Source organism: Pseudobacter sp. (assembly GCF_051955275.1).
Lineage (GTDB): Bacteria > Bacteroidota > Bacteroidia > Chitinophagales > Chitinophagaceae > Pseudobacter.
In genome coordinates, this window is the sequence record NZ_JBQCGW010000266.1 from 1 (window position 1) to 22,468 (window position 22,468).

At 47.9% G+C, this 22,468-nt stretch carries 21 protein-coding genes; 7 read left to right on the top strand and 14 right to left on the bottom strand.

The genetic code is table 11. The features are described from left to right. From ACTHMC_RS23185 to ACTHMC_RS23195, 3 genes are all read left to right on the top strand, one after another. A partial coding sequence (locus tag ACTHMC_RS23185; RefSeq protein WP_440416840.1) for a hypothetical protein occupies window positions 1-208 on the top strand: 208 nt, incomplete at its 5' end. After that, window positions 183-953, top strand: coding sequence for a LytR/AlgR family response regulator transcription factor (locus tag ACTHMC_RS23190; protein ID WP_440416842.1), 771 nt, complete (start codon window positions 183-185; stop codon window positions 951-953). The genes ACTHMC_RS23185 and ACTHMC_RS23190, both read left to right, overlap by 26 nt. A 133-nt stretch (window positions 954-1,086) precedes the next feature. Beyond that, window positions 1,087-3,030, top strand: coding sequence for a PAS domain-containing protein (locus tag ACTHMC_RS23195; RefSeq protein WP_440416844.1), 1,944 nt, complete (start codon window positions 1,087-1,089; stop codon window positions 3,028-3,030). Window positions 3,031-3,075: 45 nt separating this feature from the next. Here ACTHMC_RS23195 and ACTHMC_RS23200 read toward each other — a convergent pair whose 3' ends face one another. The 7 genes from ACTHMC_RS23200 to ACTHMC_RS23230 all read right to left on the bottom strand — a co-directional run bounded on the left by ACTHMC_RS23200 (window position 3,076) and on the right by ACTHMC_RS23230 (window position 13,735). Next, the gene (locus ACTHMC_RS23200) at window positions 3,076-3,504 is read right to left on the bottom strand and encodes a hypothetical protein (RefSeq protein ID WP_440416845.1); all 429 of its coding nucleotides are present in this window, start codon (window positions 3,502-3,504) and stop codon (window positions 3,076-3,078) included. A 260-nt stretch (window positions 3,505-3,764) separates the two neighbouring features. After that, window positions 3,765-4,253: a DUF3347 domain-containing protein gene (locus ACTHMC_RS23205; RefSeq protein ID WP_440416846.1), complete on the bottom strand. Its 489-nt coding sequence runs from the start codon at window positions 4,251-4,253 to the stop codon at window positions 3,765-3,767. A gap of 1 nt (window position 4,254) precedes the next feature. Then, window positions 4,255-6,705, bottom strand: coding sequence for a zinc-dependent metalloprotease (locus ACTHMC_RS23210; RefSeq protein WP_440416848.1), 2,451 nt, complete (start codon window positions 6,703-6,705; stop codon window positions 4,255-4,257). A gap of 10 nt (window positions 6,706-6,715) precedes the next feature. Then, window positions 6,716-8,140: a RagB/SusD family nutrient uptake outer membrane protein gene (locus tag ACTHMC_RS23215; RefSeq protein ID WP_440416850.1), complete on the bottom strand. Its 1,425-nt coding sequence runs from the start codon at window positions 8,138-8,140 to the stop codon at window positions 6,716-6,718. A 9-nt stretch (window positions 8,141-8,149) separates the two neighbouring features. After that, complete coding sequence (locus ACTHMC_RS23220) at window positions 8,150-11,767, bottom strand: SusC/RagA family TonB-linked outer membrane protein (protein ID WP_440416851.1); 3,618 nt, start codon at window positions 11,765-11,767, stop codon at window positions 8,150-8,152. Window positions 11,768-12,033: 266 nt separating this feature from the next. Next, window positions 12,034-13,026, bottom strand: coding sequence for a FecR family protein (locus ACTHMC_RS23225; protein ID WP_440416852.1), 993 nt, complete (start codon window positions 13,024-13,026; stop codon window positions 12,034-12,036). A 130-nt stretch (window positions 13,027-13,156) separates the two neighbouring features. Continuing rightward, on the bottom strand, window positions 13,157-13,735 hold the full coding sequence (locus ACTHMC_RS23230; RefSeq protein WP_440416853.1) for an RNA polymerase sigma factor: 579 nt from the start codon (window positions 13,733-13,735) through the stop codon (window positions 13,157-13,159). Between the two features lie 162 nt (window positions 13,736-13,897). On the opposite strand from ACTHMC_RS23230, the gene ACTHMC_RS23235 reads away from it, so the two are divergent. The 3 genes from ACTHMC_RS23235 to ACTHMC_RS23245 all read left to right on the top strand — a co-directional run bounded on the left by ACTHMC_RS23235 (window position 13,898) and on the right by ACTHMC_RS23245 (window position 15,536). Next, window positions 13,898-14,155 carry a hypothetical protein gene (locus ACTHMC_RS23235; RefSeq protein ID WP_440416854.1) on the top strand — a complete coding sequence of 86 codons (258 nt, stop codon included), beginning with the start codon at window positions 13,898-13,900 and terminating at the stop codon, window positions 14,153-14,155. A 212-nt stretch (window positions 14,156-14,367) separates the two neighbouring features. After that, window positions 14,368-14,895, top strand: coding sequence for a DUF4142 domain-containing protein (locus ACTHMC_RS23240; RefSeq protein ID WP_440416856.1), 528 nt, complete (start codon window positions 14,368-14,370; stop codon window positions 14,893-14,895). 23 nt (window positions 14,896-14,918) lie between these two features. After that, window positions 14,919-15,536 carry a hypothetical protein gene (locus ACTHMC_RS23245; protein ID WP_440416857.1) on the top strand — a complete coding sequence of 206 codons (618 nt, stop codon included), beginning with the start codon at window positions 14,919-14,921 and terminating at the stop codon, window positions 15,534-15,536. Window positions 15,537-15,556: 20 nt separating this feature from the next. On the opposite strand, the gene ACTHMC_RS23250 is transcribed toward ACTHMC_RS23245, so the two are convergent. Genes ACTHMC_RS23250 through ACTHMC_RS23260 form a run of 3 tightly spaced genes read right to left on the bottom strand, consistent with a single transcriptional unit; the run spans window position 15,557 to window position 17,224 of the window. After that, entirely contained in the window at window positions 15,557-16,447 is an 891-nt protein-coding gene (locus ACTHMC_RS23250; RefSeq protein ID WP_440416859.1) for a hypothetical protein, read from the bottom strand. Window positions 16,448-16,464: 17 nt separating this feature from the next. Beyond that, complete coding sequence (locus ACTHMC_RS23255) at window positions 16,465-16,752, bottom strand: hypothetical protein (protein WP_440416861.1); 288 nt, start codon at window positions 16,750-16,752, stop codon at window positions 16,465-16,467. Continuing rightward, on the bottom strand, window positions 16,730-17,224 hold the full coding sequence (locus tag ACTHMC_RS23260) for a nuclear transport factor 2 family protein (RefSeq protein WP_440416862.1): 495 nt from the start codon (window positions 17,222-17,224) through the stop codon (window positions 16,730-16,732). The genes ACTHMC_RS23255 and ACTHMC_RS23260 overlap by 23 nt, the downstream gene beginning before the upstream one ends. A 95-nt stretch (window positions 17,225-17,319) precedes the next feature. Between ACTHMC_RS23260 and ACTHMC_RS23265 the strand changes: the two genes are divergently transcribed. Next, window positions 17,320-17,829: a GNAT family N-acetyltransferase gene (locus ACTHMC_RS23265; protein WP_440416864.1), complete on the top strand. Its 510-nt coding sequence runs from the start codon at window positions 17,320-17,322 to the stop codon at window positions 17,827-17,829. On the opposite strand, the gene ACTHMC_RS23270 is transcribed toward ACTHMC_RS23265, so the two are convergent. The 4 genes from ACTHMC_RS23270 to ACTHMC_RS23285 all read right to left on the bottom strand — a co-directional run bounded on the left by ACTHMC_RS23270 (window position 17,821) and on the right by ACTHMC_RS23285 (window position 22,443). Next, the gene (locus ACTHMC_RS23270) at window positions 17,821-18,762 is read right to left on the bottom strand and encodes a helix-turn-helix domain-containing protein (protein ID WP_440416865.1); all 942 of its coding nucleotides are present in this window, start codon (window positions 18,760-18,762) and stop codon (window positions 17,821-17,823) included. The two genes, ACTHMC_RS23265 and ACTHMC_RS23270, sit on opposite strands and share 9 nt — an antisense overlap. Further along, on the bottom strand, window positions 18,746-19,654 hold the full coding sequence (locus ACTHMC_RS23275; protein ID WP_440416867.1) for an NAD(P)/FAD-dependent oxidoreductase: 909 nt from the start codon (window positions 19,652-19,654) through the stop codon (window positions 18,746-18,748). The genes ACTHMC_RS23270 and ACTHMC_RS23275 overlap by 17 nt, the downstream gene beginning before the upstream one ends. Before the next feature lie 444 nt (window positions 19,655-20,098). Beyond that, complete coding sequence (locus ACTHMC_RS23280) at window positions 20,099-21,505, bottom strand: MBL fold metallo-hydrolase (protein ID WP_440416869.1); 1,407 nt, start codon at window positions 21,503-21,505, stop codon at window positions 20,099-20,101. A gap of 131 nt (window positions 21,506-21,636) precedes the next feature. Next, window positions 21,637-22,443, bottom strand: coding sequence for a class I SAM-dependent methyltransferase (locus tag ACTHMC_RS23285; RefSeq protein WP_440416871.1), 807 nt, complete (start codon window positions 22,441-22,443; stop codon window positions 21,637-21,639). Window positions 22,444-22,468: the final 25 nt, after the last annotated feature.

The following is a 22,468-nucleotide window of genomic DNA, read 5'->3' on the forward strand; positions in this document are numbered from 1 at the left end:
GGTGGAAAATGACCTGATGGAAAAAAAGGTGAAGCTGGCATCTACCGGTACAGGTTTGTACAACCTACATCAGCGCTATCAATATCTCTGCGGGCAGGGGATAAGGATCGAAAAGCAGCAGCAGCAGTTTTCTGTAAGTATCCCGCTGCTGCCTGAAAATCAGGAAACAGAAAAAAGATATCATGAATATTCTGATCGTGGAAGATGAGCCGCATGCTGCGCGGCAGTTATCGGATGTGATCCGGCAATGCAGGCCCGATTGCCATATCGGGGCCATTCTTGAATCGGTGGACGAAACCATCCGGTATTTTCAGGACATGCCTGTAGCCGATCTGCTGTTTCTGGATATCCATCTTTCTGATGGACAAAGTTTTGAAATTTTCGATGCAGTGGAAATTTCCACACCAGTGATCTTCACCACTGCCTATGATGAATATGCCATCAGGGCATTCAACTGTAACAGCGTGGATTACCTGCTTAAACCGGTGAATGCGGAACGGATGGAAAAGGGACTGCGCAAGTATGAAAAGTACTGGCAGAGCGGGAAAGATGCAAAGCCTGTTTCGCAGCTCCTGCAGGAGCTACAACAAATGCTGTTACCCATGAACAGGTTCCGGGAGAATTTCCTGGTACCTTTTAAAGACCAGCTGCTGCCGGTACCAGTAAAGGATTTTGCCTGGTTCGAACTTCGCAACGGAAGGTTAGCGGGGATCAGGTTCGATAAGTCAGTGCTTATTCTGGAAGAGCGGTCCATTGATGAACTGATTGGACAGATCGATCCCAGGAATTTTTACCGGGCCAACCGGCAATTCCTGCTTAACCGGTCTGCTATCCGCTCCGTTACCCATCATTTTAATGGCAGGCTGATGGCTCATTTGCATCCTTACCCCGAACAGTCTGTTCTTATCAGCAGGGAGAAAGCAATGAATTTCCGGAAATGGATGAGTAGCTGATCCATTGGGATACCAGTGGAGAAATCTCCACAAACCCGCTGCAAACAAGCGTTTCCGCTCTTACAACAATTCCGTAGCTTTGGAAAAGCGGCACAGGAATACCAGTGGACACCCCCTGCAGCAGTAATCAAATATGGATAAAGCAATCGCGTCAGCCCAGGAACGTAGATTTGAGAATATAGTAAAACAGGCTCCCGTGGGAATCACCATTCTTCGGGGGAAAGATATGATCGTGGAGATGGCAAATGACACCTATCTCCAGATTGTGGACAGGAAGGAGTCGCAATTCATCGGCAGATCCCTCTATGATGTACTTCCTGAAGTACGCAGTTCCGTAGAGCCGCTCCTCAGCAAAGTTTTCGAAACCGGCATACCCTATCATGGTTACGAGTTCCCGGTTTTCCTCAACAGATATGGACTTCGTGAACTTACCTTTTTCAATTTCGTATACCAGGCATTACGGGAAGAGGATGGACAGATCACAGGTGTGGTGGTAGTGGCCAATGAAGTGACCTCACTGGTGAATGCCAAACGCTTCCTGGAGGAAAGTGAGCGGGAGTTCAGGAGTATGGTGATGCAGTCTCCCATTGCCATGACCATTTTCCGGGGAACCGACTTTATCATTGAAAACGCCAACAGGACGATGCTGGATAGTATCTGGCGTATGCATGAATCAGATGTGATCGGCAAAAAAGCGCTGGACGTTTTTCCTGAGCTGAAAAAACAGAAATTCCCCGCACTGCTTCAGCAGGTTTTTGAAACCGGCGTGCCTTATCGTGAAAGCGAAGCATTCGCCATTGTGGTGGACCAGTCTTTCTACTTTGATTATGAATATGCGCCGCTGCGCGACCGTGAAGGAAAAGTAACGGGCATCCTGATCACTGTATATGATGTTACTGAAAAAGTGATAACCCGTCAACACGTGGAGGAAGCCAGGGAGCGCCTGCAACTGGCCGTGGAAGCCACTAATCTCGCTAACTGGGATCTGGATCTGCGCGACTATACGATTCTTCATTCTGCCCAGATGATAGAGATCATGGGGCATCCTCCAGGCACAGTACTCACTCACCAGCAGATGCGTTCCCAGTTATTGCCCGAAGACCAGCCTGTGTTACTCAAAGCGATGGAAACAGCGCTTCAGTCCGGTATTTATCAATACGAAGCACGCATCCGGATTCCCAATGGAAATATCCGCTGGGTCAAAACTCAGGGGAAGGTTGTATTCAATGAAAGCGGTGAGCCCTTAAAAATGCTGGGTACCCTCAGGGATATCACAGAAGAGAAATCTTTCTCCCTGGCCCTGGAAAATGAAGTGCGCGAGCGTACCCAGGAACTGGCATTGAAGAATGAAGCACTGGAAAAAATGAATGCAGAGCTGAACAGTTTTGCCTATGTTTCCAGCCACGACCTGCAGGAACCGCTTCGCAAGATCCGCATCTTTGCAGAACGGATCACAGAGACCGAATTACAGAACCTCACGGATAAAGGGCAGGATTATTTCCACCGTATTGAAAAGGCTGCCAGCACCATGCAGACCCTGATCAATGATCTCCTGTCTTACTCACGCACCAGCAATGCTGATCGGGTTACCGAGATCGTTAGTATGAATAAGATCCTTGAAGAAGCCAGGGAAGAGTTGAAAGAGGTGTTTGAAGAGAAGAAAGCATTGCTTCATTCTGATGATCTGGGGCAGGGCAGGATCATTCCTTTCCAGTTCAAACAACTCCTGATCAACCTGCTCAGCAATTCGCTGAAGTTCGCCGGTCAGGGGCGGCAACCGGTGATAAACCTCAGGCATGAAATCATTATGGGCACTGAGATCCCAAACACTACAGCAGTTCCGCAACAGCAATATCATCATTTCATGTACACTGATAACGGCATTGGTTTCGATAACCAGTTCAGGGAACGGATCTTCGAGATCTTCCAACGTCTGAATTCCAAAGAGAAATTCAATGGCACAGGCATCGGCCTCGCCATCGTGAAGAAGATCGTGAGCAATCACCAGGGCTTCATTGAAGCGCATGGTGAAAGGGATAAGGGGGCGCAGTTCGATATCTGGTTCCCCGTTCTATGATAAAAGAACGGAACAACCTGCATGGCTGTTCCGTTAAACTGACTGCTACCACGCTTTACGATAGCTGAGGATAACGTATGAATTTATGATCATTACTTCCCCTTCATAACTGAAGCCATCGATGACGGCTGCCTGCTCAAAAACATATTGTTTTTCCTGCAAACTGATAGTCTTCAGCAGCAAACCGCCTGGTTTCAGCATACGATAATATTCGTCAAAGCTGCAACTGCACAGGGTATTCAATATCACATGCACTGAATTGCCGGGTACAGGCAAATATTCAGTATCTGCAATCAGACCTATAGCCTGATGGGGATACCGGTCCCAACGCAAACACAATAAAATATTGGAGAATAATTCCTGCCAGGCTAAACCGGTATTCAGGAGGATCAGTGTGTCATTGACTGAATATTCGGCATATAATAAGCGAAGTAGTTCCCGCTCCAGCGAGCGCTCCGGGATGAACTTTTCCATTTCTTCTGAGATTAATATACACAATAGAAAGCTGGCCTGCTGTGATTACAGCCAGTGCCTGTTAGAATGACGCCGCGGCGTCAGTGTGCATAGATCTGAGAAGTGCTGGTGCTCATCGTCCTCCGGGAAGCATGTTTTAGATTGATCCCGGCGCAAAAGTAGTAAAATTTATCAATTGCACGGAGCCGCCTGTTTTTCGAAACGAAAAAGGGCTGATACAAAAGATCAGCCCCCGGTTTTGCTTGCACAGGAAATTCAGTTTACTCTGTGGACCCTGTTATATTGCCACAGGTCAGCATATTTTTTGGATAGTAAGGATTTTTGATGGCAGTTTCATTGCTCAGCCAGATTTCCCCGGTCATGGGGCATTGCTGCCTGTACACGATGGAAGTTGGTTTGCGCTGGTGCTGCATCCAGTACCATACATGCTCCGACAGCTTTGCAAAGTTCTTGCGCTGCCTGTTGATGTTTTTGGTTTCTGCTATTTCATTGGCCAGGTGAATAGCTTCAGACCTTTTACGCTGCAAAGTATCCAGCATAAAAATATTGACTTTCTTGGCACGCCATTTTGTGAGCTCCGCACTCAGTGATTTAGCATGGGTGGCGGCATTCACTGAATCAGAGTTCAGCAGGCATTCTTTCACCATCAGGTAGGCCTTTGTTACGTCATCAGCGCCGCTGGCTTCACGGTAAGCAGTAAAACCACAGAGAATGGCTGCTGTAAAAGCGAGCATCAGGATCTTCTTCATATTAGTTTGCACTTTTTTTGATCAGTTTGTCCATTTCATTTTTGATGTCCGTGAAATGCAGGCGGTTCACTGTTGACATAGGCTGCTGCAAACGCAGGCTGATACTGTCTCTCAGCTTTTTAAGGTGCGCCAGCGCATAGAGCTTTACATCCGTCTTCTGATAATCATTCATGGCTTTGACGCCTTCCGCCACCTCTTTATTGTACACGATCTGTCCCAGGCGCTCCAGGTAATTGCGCTGAATGGATCTCCTGAAATAAGCTGCTTTTTCATCAGATGGCATGTCATTCCAGATCTCCGCTTTCAGGTCTTCCAGGTATTCAGGTACTTTATAAGCCTTGGGATCATCCATGCTGTTCTGCTGCATATTCGCCAGGATACCGATATTCAGGTACATCTGCATATAGTAATTCTGCTGTTCCATTATTTCGCTGGAAGGCTTGAGGCCCAACAGGTCTTTGGTATAAGCAGGATATAACCAGAGTGGTGGATTGTACACATGCTTTGCAATGAATTGCATAGAGCTCTTCATCTTTTCTTTGGGAATGTACTGGTACACGATTCCTTTTTCCTCCACGCTCTTAATAGTGATATTGCGGGCATTCACGTATTTAGCCACATGACGCATATAAAGACTGTACTGTCTTACCACGGCTTTATGCATCTCTTTCAGGTTTATGTAGAGATCGCCTTCCGTCTTTGTCCAGGCGGGCAATGCAGCCACCACACGCTGAAGGTTTTTGATGCCGTAATCATTCGCTTTCATCACATCATCACTCAGGTCTTCTTTCTGGCTCCTTGGATCTTCATCGTTTCCTTCTCCACCAAACCAGAGGCGCGGGTTGGCAGCCAGACTGTCCACTATAAGTTTATTGAGGAAGAGGGATTCTTCGTTCTCATCTCCTTTGTAGAATTGTTTGTAGCCCCACATGATGGCCCATTTATCATAGTCGCCGATCCTTGGGTAGATACCATCTTTCCCGATATTGTCTTCCGGTTGCGCCACATAGTTGAAACGAGCATAGTCCATGATGCTGGCGGTATGTCCATGTGCTTCCACCCATTTCTTGTCGCGTAATTTTTCCACCGGTGTGGCCGAACTGGCACCCATATTATGTCTCAGGCCGATGGTATGTCCAACTTCGTGTGAGCTCACAAAGCGGATGAGGTCACCCATCAGTTCATCATCGAACTGCATTTTACGGGCCCTTGCATCCAGTGGGCCCGCCTGCACCATGTACCAGTTGTGAACCAGTTTCATTACATTATGGAACCAGCCTACATGGCTTTCGATGATCTCACCACTGCGCGGGTCCCATATACGGGGCCCGTAGGCATTGGGCGTTTCTGATGCATAGTAGCGGATCACGGAGAAGCGCGCATCTTCCAGGCTCATGGTGGAATCATTCTCCGGCCATTCTTTTCCGATGATGGCATTTTTGAATCCTGCTTTTTCAAAGGCCTTCTGCCAGTCGTTCACACCGGCAATAAGATAAGGCCTCCATTTTTTTGGAGTTGCAGGATCGATATAGAATACAATGGGAGTGGCGGGTTCCACCATTTCCCCGCGTTTGTATTTTGCCAGGTCTTCCCGTTTGGGCTCCAGTCTGAAACGCTGGATATAGGATTTCTTTTCGGCCACCTGTTTGTCTTCATCAAACACCAGGAACCTGTTGGCGAAATACCCTACACGGTCATCAAACAATCTCCGCTGCATGGGCACTTCAGGCAGCACCACCATGCTGGTATTTGTTTCCAGTGTAACCACACCGCTTGACGCTGCCGCGCTCAATGCCGGGTTCACACTGTTGTAGGTTCTTACAGATGTGATCTCCACATTGATGGGATAAGTGCGTATACCGGTGATGTATGTACGATCTTCTGCGAGTGCGCCCAGTTTCTTATCTCCTTTTTGTTGAGTGGAAATTCCCAGCAGCGGGTTGTCTTTCCTGAACAGGTCCGTTACATCCACTACATAGTTCTTTGTAGCGGGATTAATGGATTTGATATCCAGCACGGCCGCTATGGGATTCACGCTGGAGGTCTGCACTGCTTTGTACAAAGCCTGCGTGCTGTCCTTCCCTTCCTGCACATTCACCAGTGCGCGAAGGAAGATCCTGTTCTCACCGTTCTTTTCAAAATAGATCGTCTGTCTGTTGGCTTCTTCACCTCCGAAGCTGCCGAAACCGGCAGGCACGCTCTTATAGCGGGTTACTACCAGTATGTAACGGTTCATGAGGGAATCGGGGATCTCGAAGAACCATTTGTTTTCCATCTGGCGAACGGTAAACAATCCTGCCTTCAAAAGGCCGGGTTTTGAAAACATCCTGTCATAATCCACCGGCATCGTTTGCGCAGGTGTTTTTACAGAATCTGTTTTGACAGGCTGAACAGTCTGCGCATAACCGGTAAAGACTGTAGCGCTGAACAGCAGTGCAATTACGGACTTCATCATTATTTGTTTAGAAGGGTATGGTTTCGTCGGTATTCAATGTGAGTGCCCTGTTGAGCTTGAGTACATCCGCCGGGAACGGGATCACATACAATCTTGAATTGGGTTTGATGGTATAAGTCTGTTGCGGAACGGTCTGGTTAACTATCGGGAATTTGCGTTCAATGGTCTTTTCATATTCGGGATCCAGGTTATAACGCTTCAGGTCAAAGAACCGGTTGAAACCGAAGAGCAGTTCCTTACGTCTTTCCGTGATAATGTACTGCATGGCTTCCTGAACAGTAGCAGGAACGGGCAGTTCCGCCGTGGCGTCCAGGATGCGTTTCTTACGCAGCCTGTTGAGATAGTCCATGGCTCCGCTGATATTGTTCTCGCGGGCATAGGCTTCGGCCAGGATGAGATACACATCGCCGGTCTTCATGCCAATTGTAGGATAGAAGAACTGCGTGAATGTGCTCTGCCAGTAAGCAGTACCGGAACCAAGGTCCATATAACTTCCATTGGTATTCCTGAAGAACAGGTTGTAACGTGCATCGTTGGTGCCGAACAATTGCACCAGTTCAGGACTGAGCAGCCACTGCCATGCGAAGTTCATTTCATTGTATCCCTGCACAAACATGAGACTGAGCACTTCCGGGTTAGCGGCGGCAGGCGTGTTCACTACGGTAGGACCACCTTTGGCGCTGAGGTCAACCAGGTCAATGAGCTTATCATTGTAGGAAAGTGATGTCAGTGCAGCCTCTTTCGCTGCGCTCCATTCTCTTTTGAAGAGATGCACTTTGGCTTTGAGGGCCCATGCAAAAGCGAGGGAAGGATGGTATGGGTCTTTGGGGGTTGCCTGGATAAACGGAATGGCTTCGTCCAGATCCTTCTGAATAAGATCATAGGCTTCCTGTACAGTTCCTTTTTCAGGCGTGGCTTCCAGGTCGTAGGTATACATCATCGGAACGCCTCCGTCAGTAGCGGCAGTGTTGGGATGATAGGCTTTTGCATAGGTGTTGATCAGATGAAAATAATCGAAGGCGCGAAATACTTTTGCTTCTGCCTTTGCAAGCAACCTGATGGATTCTTCACCACGGGCGCCATCCACCTGCGATATAATGGTGTTCCAGCGGCTGATGTACAGATACGCCCTGCTGTAGAAGTTGGAGCTGGTAATGAGATTGACGCGGTTCTCTACCGTATCTCCTGTAAAATGAACTACATCCAGCGTTTTGTTGGCCCCGATGACATTGAATTCACGGATCCAGTTGTTATCACTGAGGAATTGCAGGTTGAGTATTATATATCCCCTGTTAGGATAGGATACGAAATCATAGTAATCCTGCGCTGTTTCCACCAGCAGTTGACCTTTGGGAACAAGATCCAGATATTTTTTGCAGGAAGGCGTGGCGAGTGCCAGCAGTCCTAATATTGGTAGGATGATCTTTTTCATAAAAGCAGATTAGAAATTAAGATTTAAGGCAAATACAAATGTTTTTGGGGCGTGCAGGTTACGTGTACCTGTGTTAGGGTTGTAGCTCTCAGGATCGATATCGTCTCCTGCCTTGCTCCAGTACCAGAGGTTATTGGCCTGTGCAGTGAGTTTGATGGAACTTACTTTCAGCAAACGTGTGAACGCATTTGCGAAAGTGTAGGAGAGCCCGATATTACGGAGCTTTACATAATCTGCATCCACCACCTGCTTGTCTGAGTACTGCCAGAGCGTGCTCAGGGTACCGGCGTTATTGGCCAGGGTGAGTGTGGGGTAATCCATCATGAACCTTGGCAAATCAGTGAGCGCTCCCTCTTTTGAGCGACGGACAATATCCTCATCCATTGCATTCAGCGAGTTGAGTGGCGTAACGTCCCTTCTCAGTTTGTTGCCACCGGAGAATACGAACATGAAGCCGAGATCAAAACCTTTCCAGGAAATGGTATTGTTGAAGGAACCATTCCAGGTAGGTGTGAGTACTCCCATGCGTTTAAGTGCATCTTTACTGTTGATATCACGGATAGCGGTAGGTATGCCATTGGCATCGAAGGTTACGTTCGATTGTCCTTTTTCATCGAGGAACCAGGGGTAACCATTGGTCATGCCACCATATTGGTAAGCATAGAGCGTATTGAACGGTGTGTTCAGTTCAAAATAATTGGTGGGGCTTGACACATAGGAGTAAGCCGTAGCGGGAACATTGTTCACTTTCTTCACCGTCGTTTTGTTGAAACCGATCACGAAATTGGAATTGATGTTCCAGTCTTTTTTCCTGAGCCATTTTCCACCCAGGGAAATTTCCACGCCTTTGTTGAGCAGTGAGCCATTGTTGAGGGTGATGGTGTTGGTACCTACTGTAGGATCCAGGCTGGTAGGGACCAGCAGGTCTGTACTCAGTTTATGATAGATATCCAGTCCACCTCTCAGGCGGCTATTGAAGAGGGCAAAATCAAGACCGAAGTTAACGGTGGTTGTTTTTTCCCAGCGGAGCTTGGGGTTGGGCAGGCTCACGATATCCGTGTACTGCAAGGAAGGATACAGGTTGTCGTTCCTTCTGCGTGCCACCAGGAAGGGAGAAGAGGTCTGGTCCACATTACCGGCGCTTCCGTAAGTGGCTCGAACTTTGAGAAGGCTCAGCCAGTGTACGTTTTCGAGGAAGGGTTCATTGGTGGCATTCCAGCCGGCGCCTACTGACCAGAGCGGGCGGTATTTGTATTTGGGATCAGCGCCAAAGAGATCGGCCTGGTCGATACGCACACTGGCAGTAAGATTATATTTTCTCTTGTATGTATAACCACCGTTGGAGTAAACAGAAATGAAACGGTGTTTGATATCATCCTGGTTCCTGTTGAGTGCGCTGAGCGTTCTTCTTCCATACATATAACTGGTGACACCTGTTTCACTTAAAGTTCTTGTGTCTACCTGCGTGAAGGTGAGGGTTACAGGGTCATAACCATAACGGAGATCCATAAGTGAACGGGGGGATTTGGACTCTCTTGCCTCAAAACCTGCGATGGCTGTGATGGCATGATCTTCCTCTTTTCCAAAGCTGCGATCGAAATTCAGCTGATGGCGGAATGTATAGGAACTGCTCCTGCTTTGCTGCTGATAATAGCGGCCACCTACGGGCAATGCACGGTCCAGCAGGTTGGTGGAAGTATTGGTGAAAGTGAGTGTATTCCAGGCCAGGCGCATCTTGTAGCTTTCTGCATCGTGGAAGGTCTCGGTTTCATTGCGTCCCATTTCATACTGGAACTGTGCTGAGTAGTTTAGGCCTTTAATGATCTGTGCATTGATATTGGCGAAGCCGCGGAGGTTGGTGTAGCGTTGTGTGGCGATGCCATCGTTCAGTGAGTTGAGCACATTGAACTTTGTGGATTTGAAATTTCCATTGGCTGTCAGTTGTGATGCCACCAGTCCATTCATGGCCCCGCCGGAGGTGAAACCGTCGGAAAAGTTCATCCAGTCTGCATACACCAGGTTGCCATCCGCATCTTTGATCTGTGCATAGCGGGGTTGCAGCAGATAATTTCCGTAAGTACCATCGGTTGCATAGTCAGTGGCGAAGGATCCGTTGGCCCCAACTGTTGCAGTGAGCCATTTACTCAGGTTGAAAGTTGATTTGAGATAGAGCGCGATATTCCGGCCTTTGTTGCCGCGTACGCGGGCTTTGCTTTCATCAAAATTCATGGAGAAATACGTGCTGCTCCTGTTAGTGGCTGAACTGACACTGAGGTTATAACGCTGCCTGGCCTCGTTCTGCCAAACCTGGTCCCTGTATTCATTGTAGTAATCGTTCTGACGCCACTGGCCAAGGGTTTGGTCTACCTGGTGCTGATCGATCCTGCCTTCGGCCTGATCGCGGTACAGCTGGTAGAGCGGACTGTAGTAGCGGATGGTGCCCTGTCCGATGCCGCCATAACCGTTGAAGAGGGAAGTTACAGAACCACCTGCTCTCCAGAGCTCATACTTGTATACATCGGTTTCATAATCGATCAGATCGCTGGTATTGGCGTAATGCAATACGCTGAGATCAGGCTTCTGTGAAAAGAAGAAATCTGCATTCAGGTTTACTTTGATACCGGTGCCGTTCTTCTTTCCCTGTTTGGTAGTGAGAACGATCACTCCATTGGCGGCGCGTGAACCATAGATGGATACGGCGCCTGCATCGCGGAGTACGGTGATGGATTCAATATCATATGGGTTGATCTCGCTCATTGTTTGCGAGGTGGGCAGTCCGTCTATCACCAGCAGGGGATCGGTGCCTACATTGATGGAGTAGGTGCTGATACCACGGATGATGGGTCGGTCGGCGGTGGTGCCGTTTGGATTCTTAACGTATAATAGTCCTGGTACCTGGCCTTCCAGGGCGCTCATCAGGTCAGTGTTGATCTGTTTGTTGAGTTGCTCTTCACCTACTTTGGTGAAAGCGCCGGTTGACCTTTCACGGGGAAGGGTCTGGTAACCGGTGGAGATAATTTCCACTTCTTCCATTTTGGAAACACGCATGCGTGCTTTGAGGAAGAGGTTCTGTTTTCCATTGACTGGTGCTTCAAATGCTTCGATGCTGACACCTGTAACATAGAGGATATCCGTAGGCAGGGCATCTGTAACAGTGAATTCCCCGTTTTCATTCGCAATAAAGGTGTTGCCGGTGCGGCGGTTTACTACAGACGCCTGCACCGGTTCTCCTGATTCATTGGTTAGCTTACCCTTTACCGTTATGATAGAGTCAGTGTTCACGGACGCTGTATTCCGGGGAACTGCGGAAGCTGGTTTCCGGATGATCACAGCGCCTTTGCGAAACTCGTATTTCAGGGATTGCCCCTTGAAAATGGCTGCCAGTGCATCTTCCAGGGATGCCTGTTTCAGGTTCACGGTTACGGGAGAAGCGTTGCGCAGTTCTTCATCTTTGAAGATGATGGACTTCCCGGACTGTGATCCGATCTCTTTCAGTACTTCCTTCAGGGGTTGTTTGTCAGCGTTCAGGGTGATGGTTTGTGCACTCACCTTTGCGCTGCAAAACACAAAGAATACAAACAAGACCTGCCGCAAAAGCCGGGCGGTTCTCTGGTTCATCAATTGCATACGAAAACAGTGTTTTGGGTTCATATTTAAAAAGCTGGGAATAGCGATAGCATGCCATTGTTCTTTCGAACAGGGTCAATGGAAACTTTCGATTTACAGATAAGGAGAGGAACTGTGGTTTATGGCAGGATAATCAGTTTACGTCCGGAGATCTTTCCGTTCATCACGTTGCTTTCGCGGAGCAGGTCCAGTAATTCTTCCAGGCTCAGGCTCCGGTTGAGCACACCGCTGTACGTGGTGGAGCTATGGCCGCTTTTATCATCGATCTAGATATCGTACCACCTGGACAGCTCGCGCAGGATCTCGCTTTTTTGTTTACCATCGAATATGAAAAGTCCGTCTTTCCAGGCCAGTACCTGTTTGATATTGGCATTGGAAACGGTAATAGTGTTTGCTTTTTGTTGTGCAATGGCCTGCTGGCCGGGCTTCAGGGCCTGTGCCTGTTGTTGGCGTTGTACCTGTACACCGCCTTCAACAAGTGTGGTGAGTACCTGGCCTTCATCTTCATAACCATTTACATTGAAATGGGTGCCGGTGACATTCACTTTGAGGTCCTGAATATTTACGGTGAAGGGTTGCTTTGGATTTCTCGCCACTTCAAAATAGGCTTCACCTGTTAGGTCAACGGTTCTGCTTTTGCCATTGAAGGCGGTAGGATAGGTGAGGGAAGAAGCTGAGTTCATCCAAACTTTGGTTCCATCTGGCAGTGTGAGCCTGAACTTGCCCCCACGGGGTGTAGTGAGCGTATTGGTGCTTGCTTCGCCTGCGTTGTTATAGATCAGCTGGTCATTTGATTTCTGTATGTTATTGCCTGCAACAGCGGCAATGCTGCCGTTTTTGAGGGTATCCAGTTCAATCACGCTCCCATCGGCAAGGGTGAGCCTCGCTTTGTTGGAAGCGCCTTCGATACTGACAATGGTTGCCGGTGCCGGGTTTCCTTTTTCAGGCGATGGGCGAAGGATGAACCAGGTGGCTCCTGCTATCAACAGTACAGTGGCAGCTACTGCTATCCTGCGGAACCAGGGGCTTTGCAGTGTTCTGACAGGCGCGGGTTTTTCCTGTTCCCTGATCTTCTGAACCAGGGCGGCCGAGAAGGCAGGGATATCCCACTGTTTCATTTCTTTCAGGTTGTCCATCACAAAGCGGTCATCCATCAGGTTGTTGAAGAGCTGGCGGTTGCCGGTACTGCGTTGTAGCCAGCTTTCGAGTTGGGCCTGCTCAGCTTCCGTTACGGGCTGCTCCTGTTTGATCCGGTACATGATATTCACCAGTTCAAAACTATCTCCGATATATGTGTTGTTCGCTTCCAGAAAATAACCTTTAAATAATACAACAGCCGAAAAACGGCAACGTACCTGGAAAAAGAGAAAAATTTTAAAAAAAGCGGAATCAGTGTGGAAAAAGCATTTTGAGAAGAATGGGCATCGCTACCTTATAGTGTTTCAATCCTTCCCTCAGTGCTTTGTACACTTCCACTTTACGGTTCTTGATGGTTTGCCTGGGGATATCCAGTTGCTGAGCGATATCCTCGGGGCTGAGACCTTCCTCGAAACTCAGGTAGAATACCTGTTGCAGCTTGTCTGGCATGGCTGCAACGATCTGGTAGATCAGGCCCAGGTATTCGGAAAGGATCAGTTTCCGCATGGCTTCATCGGGGTCTGCATCTTCGCTGGATGGAGGCTGACCCTGGCGCAGGCGGTATTTTTCGTTCTGGTTGATGCAGGCATTGCGGGTGGCAACGAAAAGAAATTTCCTGATCCCTTCGATGGAATCGTATTCACCTTTCCGTTGCCAGAGTTTTATGTACACATCCTGCACGATATCACCTGCCAGGAAAGGTTCATGGAGCAGCCTGCCTGCAAAGCCCATAAGGGCCGGGCTGAAGCGGTCCGACAACTCTCCCAGAGCAGCAGGGTCTCCTTCATGAAATCGTTGAAGGAGAGGATGTGTAGTTTCGTTACCTGGCAATTCCGTTTAGGTTCTTTGGTTGCAAGGTAACTAATTTCAATTATCTGGCTAAAAGGTCAGATAATTCCTCACTGCTGTGCATCTGCTTCTACACCGCTGCCTGTAGCTGCACGCGTAATCAGATGGCAACGTAATTGAGCGGTTACAGGTAAACTGAAAATTATGGAAAAGATATTCAGCAATACAAGACACCGGGAAGGGACAGTGGCAAAAACTATCGAAGATCAGACAGCCAAACTGCCTTCTGATACTTTTCTCTGGGCCTCTGTTGGCGCCATGGGCGTATCCCTTGCATTACAAATGATGGGAAAGAAACATACTTCACTTTTTATAGGACAGTGGGCTGCCCCGTTTCTTTTATTCGGGATCTATAATAAGATCGTTAAAACACAGGGGCATGATGAGGAAGATCAGGAATAATAAATCTTTGCTTTCATCCATTAGTTTTGCTTGAAAACCGGGGTTACTGCTCCGGTTTTTTGTTGTTGAAAATGAGCAACACTCCTCTGGTTGCTACATCAATTCCTCATCACTTCCTATACTTTAGGAAATGCGGCAATTCTATCAACAAATACCGCCGTGCATAAGGTTTGCGGGAGTTTACATATTCATTACAAATTAAAATAGAATTTATGAAAATCAGAAGCGGTATAAACATGGTGTGTTTTTGTTTGTGCATTGGTTTTGTAATTGCATGTGATAAGGATGACGACGATGAGCCTTCCATGCCCGAAAAGGATCGCACGTTCGTTATGAATGCTGCTCATGCCAACCAGGCTGAAATTGAATTTGGCAGGCTGGCCGCCAGTAAAGGAGAGCATGAAGCAGTAAGGGATTTTGGCAATCAGATGGTGAACGATCATCAGACTGCTCTGAATGATCTGGAAACATTGGCCGCAGGCTGGAACCTGGAACTCCCGCAAGGACTGGATTCCATGCATCAGGTAAAATGGCAGATGTTATCAGGGATGAGTGGATATAGTTTTGATACGGCCTATATTACCAGCCAGATCATGGACCACAACACTGCCATTGCATTGTTTGAAGATCAATCCAGGAATGGCCAGGTGCAACGCGTTAAAGATTACGCCAACAAATATTTACCCCACCTCAGGATGCATAGAGAGAAAATCGATAGTGTGAATAATGTGGTGCGTTAAAAAAAGAAACAAAAGGTTCAGATATGCAAACAGGATCAGAAAAACAAATTGTTCCTCCACAGGAGGAAGGCAAAGCTATCCATGCTGAAAGCTCAGTTGATATGCATGAAGAGAAAATGGCAAAAGTGTTCTACCTGGAAGTTAAAAGAAGATTACAGGATGTGAACCAATGGCATGAAGTTGCAGGAGGTTTATCGGCCAGATTTCAATTGGTGGATGCAAATGGTGAAGAAGTGAACAGGCCTCCTCAGAACGGCGATTTCATGCGCATTGATATTCCAGGCCCGGGCACAGGTTCCGGTGAAGGTTATGACTGGGTGCGGATAGAAGAAGTGGAAGATGAAACGCTGCCTATGTTTGAGCGGTATGGTTTCAGGGTAAGGCCGGCAAGGCACCCAGACAAGCCAGGTGAGGATATTTCCCATTTCTTTTCCGATGAATCCACCAGCAGTTTTCTGATCACCAGGGAAGGGAATTTTATTACAGCTGCCGTATATGACAGGAATACGAAACCTAATACTGAAGCTACCAACCTGGTGGAGAAAGTAAGGGATATGATCACGGGAAGTGCAGGTGTGCTGATCTTCTCCAAACTTCAATGGAAAAGTTTAACCGAAGGATTGGTAGATTCAGACGATTAAAAAATGGTCCGTAAGGCTTTCTATATTTTTTGTTCCGTGATTGTTTCTGTACTGCTGTTCCAGCGGAAAATTTTATTCTTCCTACCAGTGACCTTCATGATGGGCTCCCCATTGCTGTCAGTCTTCTCCGTTGCCTCCTCTTCGATCATATTCCAGAGCAGGAGATCGGGTTTTCCGTTTTTCTCGCCAGGGAAGATGAAATTCTCTGAATGGTAGTATGCACCGGCATCGCCAACATTCATTTTATCGGGGAAGCGTACGAGGTTATTGTTTTTTGTAAAAGCGAAATAGTAATCCAGGGTGGGAATACCACAGGCTTCGCCACTGAAGGAGATCACTACGATGTTCTGCACATTGGAGAGTCCGATGCCCGTCATTACTTTGCCACCGCTGGAATTGGCACTTTCATCATTGGGGGTGAAGAAAGATGTTCGTGTAAGGATCTTTCCGTTCTGCACTACTTTCAGTCTCACAAGGAACCGGGGGGCAGTAGTTTTTTCTCCGTTAGCAATAAAGCTGGTATCTGCCGTTCGCTCGATGGCATATACGAATTTGATATCTCCGCGGCGAAGCGGTGTGCAACTGATCAGTCCCTGCCAGATATAACCGGTTTTGTATTCGCCGTTTTTCTGGTAACCCACATTCAACCAGGGACCTTTGAGACCTCGGATGGTCAGGGCATTGGGGACCATGCTTTTTACGGTGATATTGTCGCCGGCAAAAAGGGTATCGGAAGGAGCCTGTTTAGTGTCTGGTGATACCCGGATAAATGCCGTGTCTGCAAAAACATACCTGTCCACGGAATCCATGTAGTAGAGACCCCAGCTGCGCATATTGGGGAAGTCGGGCGTTTCCTGGGAATAAACGGAAATATTTACAATGGTAAGGAGGGTAAGGATGAGTGTTTTCATGGGTGCAAATTAGTGTATTATTTAGGACTTGCTTTTGAGGTATCGGATACTTTTTTTAAGATCCGAGCGTAGGTTGGGGCGGGGGTATCTGGCCCAATCATATCTTCAGGATAGCCATCTCTGTTATCTATCGGGGCATTCCCTTTCCATACCAGCTTCAGCTCTCCCGATTTCACTTCATCCCTGCAGCAGCAATCGGCGATCACCGTAAGCCCTTCCGCATTGCGGATGCAGCGTACAACGGAGCTGATATTCGGAACGATATAATTGGGATTGACAGAATCATTGTGCAGCACCGTGATCATAACTCAATATCCGGCTCATCTTCCAGACTCCATCCTGCTTCAGCCAGAGATGCGTGAAGCGGGCAAAACCGGTTCGCTTTTCCGCCTGTCCTTTTTCTGTAACATAAAAATAATGATCACCGGAAAGGATGGCCCCATAAAGCTCATCGTTCTTCCACATAGGATATACTTTGAGGGTGCCAGCCACGGCTTCTCTTCTAACCCTGAAGCCGCCATTGCAGAGATTGCGGGCAAATGTGCTGATCATGGGGCTCATTCCAAAAGAAGGGCCGCCTTTATCATGGTAAAATTCCAGATCCTCCGTGAAGTATTTCCGCATATTGATGGTGTCGCAGGAATTGTAGGTTTTCCAGAATGAACTGTCAAGATGCAGGATCGTGGCAGTCAATTCCGATTCTGTAGTTTGCGCATAACTGTTGACGTTACTGATAAGACCCAGGGCAATGGTAAGTCCGCAAATTGTTTTTTTCATAATTGATGTTTTTGCGGCTGAAGTTGGAGCGTGAAGATAGAGAATATTCCAGTAAATTGCTGTCAGCCATTTACCATTCAAATAAATTCCCGCTCATGCAGATTGCTGAAACAAACCGGTTCCTGCTCAGGCAACTGAGACCTGATGATGCTGCTTTTGTACTGGAAATAGTCAATTCCCCTGGTTGGTTGCGTTTTATCGGCGATCGTGGCGTGCGTGATCTTGAAGGGGCAGGCAGGTATATCCGGAAAAATGTAAATAATTACCAGGCGCTTGGCTTCGGGCTTTATGCCATTGAAATGAAAGATTCCGGTGAAGTGGCCGGCATGTGCGGCCTCCTGAAAAGAGATTACCTGCCTACGGCAGATATCGGGTATGCATTGCTGCCGCGTTTTGAAGGCCTCGGTATTGCGCAGGAAGCAGGCAGACTGGTAATAAACTACGCACAGGTAACTTTACAGATGACAAGTCTTTTTGCCATCGTTACCCCTCAGAACAGCCGCTCCATTTCTTTGCTGGAAAAATTAAGGTTCCATTTTTCGAAAGAGATCACCGAGAATAATGAGCAATTACTGGTGTTCGAATGGACGGCCCCCTCAGTGTAAATGCTTTTTCCTGAATTCCTGCGGACTTTGACCTGTATGCTTTTTAAAGAACCGGCAGAAATAACTCTGGTCGGAATAATTCAGCTCAGCTGCGATCTGCGTAACAGTATTGGTAGTCTGTATCAGTTGTGATTTGGCTTCCCGGATCATTTCTTCATAAATGAACCCGCTGGCCGATCTTCCTGTTATCTCCTTCACGGTATCGTTGAGGTAATGCGGTGTAACGTAGAGCAGTGCCGCGTAATCCGAGACCTGCCTCTTTTGCAGGAAATGCTGCGATACCAGTTTCCTGAACTGTATGCTCAATTGTTGTTTGCGCGGTATACTGTTGCTGTCTGTACTGTGCTTGAGCCGGTGGATCCTTTCAATTTCTATCAGCAGTATATTGAGGTACATGCGCACCAGCAGGTCATCGTTATGATGCTTACGGTTGCAGTATTCGAAATGCATTTTATGAAAAAGTTGCAGCAAGGCGCCTGCCTCGGTTTCAGAAACCTTCATGAATGGTTCTTTGTCCGGCTGAAAAAACGGATAATGATTCAGCTTAACCTGGTTGCGAAGGCATAGGAGAAAATAATCCGCATCAAAGATGCAGTGATAACCTTTCACATCGCTGCTCCATTGCTCGATACTATGCAGCTGGTTTTCTGGAATGAAGTAAAGTGTATTGGCACCGAATTCATATTGCTGATACCCGATAGTTTCCTGTATCCTGCCACGCGTCAGCAGTATCAGGGTGTAGAAATTTCTGCGGGTGCTTACAAAGGATTTGTCTTTATGCAGGACCTTCAGTTTTTCCAGTGGTACTGCTTCAAAGAAATTCTTTGTTCTTGTATTACCCAGGTTGCAGGGTATATGTTCGCTTACAGACAGGTATTGTTGCCTGAAATCATCCGGATGGCGGATGAGTACTGGTTTAGTGCGGGCCTTCATAATCCTCCATAGTTAATGCACCATTGCAGGCCATACCTGCTTTAGCACCGGTGGCTGCTGCAAAGATCACCTGGTGTGCGCCGGGGTGGGAGAGATCTCCGATAGCATATACACCGGAAACGCTGGTGCTGTTTGCTTCGTCCACCTGCACGGAACCTTCGTCTGTAAGCCTGCAGCCCAGCTGAACGGCCAGTTCGTTGTGAAATTTGTATTTGCCTCTTGAATACAGGGAGAATAGATGATGCTCTTCCCCGTCAGCCAGTTTAACGGTAACTCCTTTACGGGTATTCACCAGTTCCGAAACGGCTGTTTCGGTTATTTCAATCTCATGTGCTTTGGCCCATTTCCTGAAATAACTGCTCAGTTCACTTTTTCCGTTGGTGAATAAATGGATATCCTTATTGAGATTGTATACCATGGGTACCAGGTGTTCAACATTCTTTCCATTGAGGAGGATACCTACCTTCTGGTCCTTTTGCTCCCATCCATGACAATAGGGACAGTGAACGATCTTCGTTCCCCACAATTCTTTGAATCCCTTGATATCCGGGAGCAGGTCGGTAACGCCGGTGCCGATGATCAGCCTTCTGGCGGTGATCACTTCCTCTTTATCAGTGGTAAGAATGAACTGCCGGTTCTTTTTCTGCGCCTTTGTTACAAAAGCATTTTTAAAGGAAACGGTCGGGTATTCTTTCAACTGCGACCTGGCTATCTTAAGCAGTTCCAGCGGTGGTGTGCCATCGCGGGTGAAGATATTATGAGCATGCGGAGCAGGTTTATTGCGCGGGTTGCCGCTGTCTATCACAAGTGTTTTCCTGTTGGAGCGCCCAAGGGCCATTGCTGCGGATAATCCCGCAGAAGCCCCACCGATGATGACTACTTCAAAATCCATTTGCTGAGCATTTTTTGATGATAAATCCTGTTGGGAAAACAGAGTGTTTTTGCCGTTGATCATTGCCGCTACCGTCAGAACCGACCTGTTGATGAATGTTTTCCTGTGCATATTCGGTATTTTTTCCGTTAGGGACAAATCACATGCGGAAAGCAGGCGGTTTTTCTGCTGAAGCCTGTTGTTCTTTACTACAGGCAAAATTAGGCTGGAAGGCGGCCGGAAAATTGGATTAATCGTTCCTGTTTAGGTACAAATCACCGGAAAAGAGCGTGAAGAGGATGTTAAAGAAATGGAATATTTCCGGTGGTAATAGGGGGAGGGAGAAACTGGGTTGTCTCTTTTCTGATTACTTATTAAAGGGTCTGTAGTTTAGAATTCGGCTAAACAACATGGTCAGACCGGTATGAAGTACCTCAAATGCCGGTCTGCCATGTTCGTTTTAAATCATCGCGCTGTTTCAATGGCGCCGCCTTGCTGCAGCCATTCCTGCATACTGCCGGGGAAATTGATCACATTGCTGAAACCATTGGCGGCGAGAATGCTGTAACCAATGGTAGAACGGTCGCCGCTCTGGCAATGAATTACTACTGTTTTATCACGACTGATCTTATTGAGATGCTGCGGCAATGTGCCGATGAATACATGATCAGCGCCGGGGATATGTCCCTGCTGGTATTCGGAGAGGCTGCGAAGGTCCACCAGTTGAAGGTCCTGGCCCTGCTGTAAAGTTTTGAGCTCTTCATAACCTGTGGTCCTGGCAGTCTGCAGTTTACCGCCGCCTGCTGTGAATGTATTGGTGGAAGGGATGAAGCCATGGATGTTATCAAGACCAATTCGCATGAGCTTCCGCGTTAGGTCGTCGAGACTGGCCGGGTCTGCGAGCAACACGAATGGTGTTTCATAATCAAGGAACCAGCCTGCCCAGGTAGCAAAAGAGTTATTTCCCTGGATATTGATACTGCCGGGAATAAAGCCGGTGGCAAATGCTGATTTATGGCGGGTGTCGATGATGGGATAAGCTTTGTCCATAGCGGATTTCAGGGCTTCTGTGCTCAATTCTGCAAGCACAGGTACAGACGTGAGCAATGGTCTTGGCTGCTTGTTGAGTTCCTTCATTTTTGCGAAATACTTCGGTGGTTCGGGTTGCCCCTCAAGCAGGTTTCCGATGAATCCCTTTTCATCATTTTCAAACCGGAATGCCCAGTTCCTTCTTTTTTCATACCCGGTAGTGGTCACGGGCACTGCGCCCAAAGCCTTTCCGCAGGCGGATCCTGCGCCATGGCCGGGCCATACCTGTACATAGTCGGGAACTTTGCGGAACTGCTCCAGTGATTTGAAAAGCTGTTGTGCCCCCGCTTCCTGGGTGCCCGCCATGCCAGCTGCTTTTTCCAGGAGGTCGGGCCGGCCAACATCTCCCACAAAAACGAAATCACCTGTGAAGAACATCACGGGGTCGGCGCTGCCGGGTATATCGGTCAGGAGAAAGCTGATGCTTTCCGGAGTATGCCCGGGTGTATGCATTACTTCAATTTTCAGGTTGCCGAGTGTGATGAGATCTCCCTGACGGAGACCGGTATGATCAAATGCATATTGCCAGTCCGGACCGCCTTCGTCTGAAAGAAAGAGATTGGCGCCGGTGAGGGCCGCCAGTTCGCGGCTGCCACTGAGGAAGTCCGCGTGAATATGAGTTTCCAGCACATGCGTGATCTGCATGCGCTGCTCATTCGCAATCTGAATATAGGTGTCTACATCTCTTTTTGGGTCGATCACAGCAGCGACACCTGCTTTTTGACATCCGATGAAGTAACTGGACTGTGCCAGGCTTTTATCATATACGTGCTGAAAGTACATAGCCGTGTTTTTTGATTACACAACTAAGTTACATTTTTTCGCGCTGTGGCTGTCGCTCGCGTTTCCGCGAGTGACTTCTATTTGCCCGCCTCTGGCGAGCACCGTGTCGCCGGGAGGCGACGGAATATTTGTCACTCGCGGGGACGCGAGCGACTGGTGCCCGATTTTCTAAGTTGCAGGAAATAGTCCAGGCAGTTGTCAATACTGGAATACAGATAGAAATCCGTATAACCGATATTGCTTGTGATATCAGGGGCGTGCTTTGCGATCAGCATCCTGTTGTAATTATTGAGTAAGCTATAGATGCCTCTGAGCAGAACGGCCGGCATGAGATATTGCAGGTTCAGAGGATCGAAGCGGAGAAATCGTTCAACACTTTTCCGGTTGATCTCATAATAGTCCATTACCCGTGGGTTGCCGAAAATGCCTTTGATTTCCGGGTTGTTGAAATGCTGTGCAGCCAGTGCTGTCATCTGCTGGGGCGTGTACTCACGCACATGGAAAGGGTTACGGGTGAGCGACATCTTTTTGTTCGGTGTGGTGAGGTAAGCGACACCATCTTTCTTCAACACTCTCCGGATCTCGATCAAAAGCGCATGATCATCACTGATATGCTCTATTACCTGGAAGCAGATGATGGTATCGAAGCTTTCATCATCCAGTAAAGAAAGATCAGGCAGTATGCATTTCTGAAAACCGGTATTATCAGGGAAAACAACAGCAGCTGGTTTTTTCTTGTCGATAGCCAGCCAGTAAGCTGCATGATGGCAGAGCATCTCCATGCCGTAGCCTTCGCCACATCCCAGTTCCAGCACCATCTTGTTGGTGATGGAAGAAAGAGGGATTGACCTGTAGGCAAAAACATGACGCTGGTAAACATAGTTATTCGGGAAGCCCAGGCTGCCTGCCCGCTCCGCTGTTTTCAGTATTGCGATCATATAAGTGGATTGTTATCTGACTGTG

Excerpts from the sequence above, each read along its gene's own strand:
- ACTHMC_RS23190 (WP_440416842.1), top strand. The coding sequence starts at position 183 with ATGAATATTCTGATCGTGGAAGATGAGCCGCATGCTGCGCGGCAGTTA.
- ACTHMC_RS23195 (WP_440416844.1), top strand. The coding sequence starts at position 1,087 with ATGGATAAAGCAATCGCGTCAGCCCAGGAACGTAGATTTGAGAATATA.
- ACTHMC_RS23200 (WP_440416845.1), bottom strand. The coding sequence starts at position 3,504 with ATGGAAAAGTTCATCCCGGAGCGCTCGCTGGAGCGGGAACTACTTCGC.
- ACTHMC_RS23205 (WP_440416846.1), bottom strand. The coding sequence starts at position 4,253 with ATGAAGAAGATCCTGATGCTCGCTTTTACAGCAGCCATTCTCTGTGGT.
- ACTHMC_RS23210 (WP_440416848.1), bottom strand. The coding sequence starts at position 6,705 with ATGAAGTCCGTAATTGCACTGCTGTTCAGCGCTACAGTCTTTACCGGT.
- ACTHMC_RS23215 (WP_440416850.1), bottom strand. The coding sequence starts at position 8,140 with ATGAAAAAGATCATCCTACCAATATTAGGACTGCTGGCACTCGCCACG.
- ACTHMC_RS23220 (WP_440416851.1), bottom strand. The coding sequence starts at position 11,767 with ATGCAATTGATGAACCAGAGAACCGCCCGGCTTTTGCGGCAGGTCTTG.
- ACTHMC_RS23225 (WP_440416852.1), bottom strand. The coding sequence starts at position 13,026 with ATGTACCGGATCAAACAGGAGCAGCCCGTAACGGAAGCTGAGCAGGCC.
- ACTHMC_RS23235 (WP_440416854.1), top strand. The coding sequence starts at position 13,898 with ATGGAAAAGATATTCAGCAATACAAGACACCGGGAAGGGACAGTGGCA.
- ACTHMC_RS23240 (WP_440416856.1), top strand. The coding sequence starts at position 14,368 with ATGAAAATCAGAAGCGGTATAAACATGGTGTGTTTTTGTTTGTGCATT.
- ACTHMC_RS23245 (WP_440416857.1), top strand. The coding sequence starts at position 14,919 with ATGCAAACAGGATCAGAAAAACAAATTGTTCCTCCACAGGAGGAAGGC.
- ACTHMC_RS23250 (WP_440416859.1), bottom strand. The coding sequence starts at position 16,447 with ATGAAAACACTCATCCTTACCCTCCTTACCATTGTAAATATTTCCGTT.
- ACTHMC_RS23255 (WP_440416861.1), bottom strand. The coding sequence starts at position 16,752 with ATGATCACGGTGCTGCACAATGATTCTGTCAATCCCAATTATATCGTT.
- ACTHMC_RS23260 (WP_440416862.1), bottom strand. The coding sequence starts at position 17,224 with ATGAAAAAAACAATTTGCGGACTTACCATTGCCCTGGGTCTTATCAGT.
- ACTHMC_RS23265 (WP_440416864.1), top strand. The coding sequence starts at position 17,320 with ATGCAGATTGCTGAAACAAACCGGTTCCTGCTCAGGCAACTGAGACCT.
- ACTHMC_RS23270 (WP_440416865.1), bottom strand. The coding sequence starts at position 18,762 with ATGAAGGCCCGCACTAAACCAGTACTCATCCGCCATCCGGATGATTTC.
- ACTHMC_RS23275 (WP_440416867.1), bottom strand. The coding sequence starts at position 19,654 with ATGGATTTTGAAGTAGTCATCATCGGTGGGGCTTCTGCGGGATTATCC.
- ACTHMC_RS23280 (WP_440416869.1), bottom strand. The coding sequence starts at position 21,505 with ATGTACTTTCAGCACGTATATGATAAAAGCCTGGCACAGTCCAGTTAC.
- ACTHMC_RS23285 (WP_440416871.1), bottom strand. The coding sequence starts at position 22,443 with ATGATCGCAATACTGAAAACAGCGGAGCGGGCAGGCAGCCTGGGCTTC.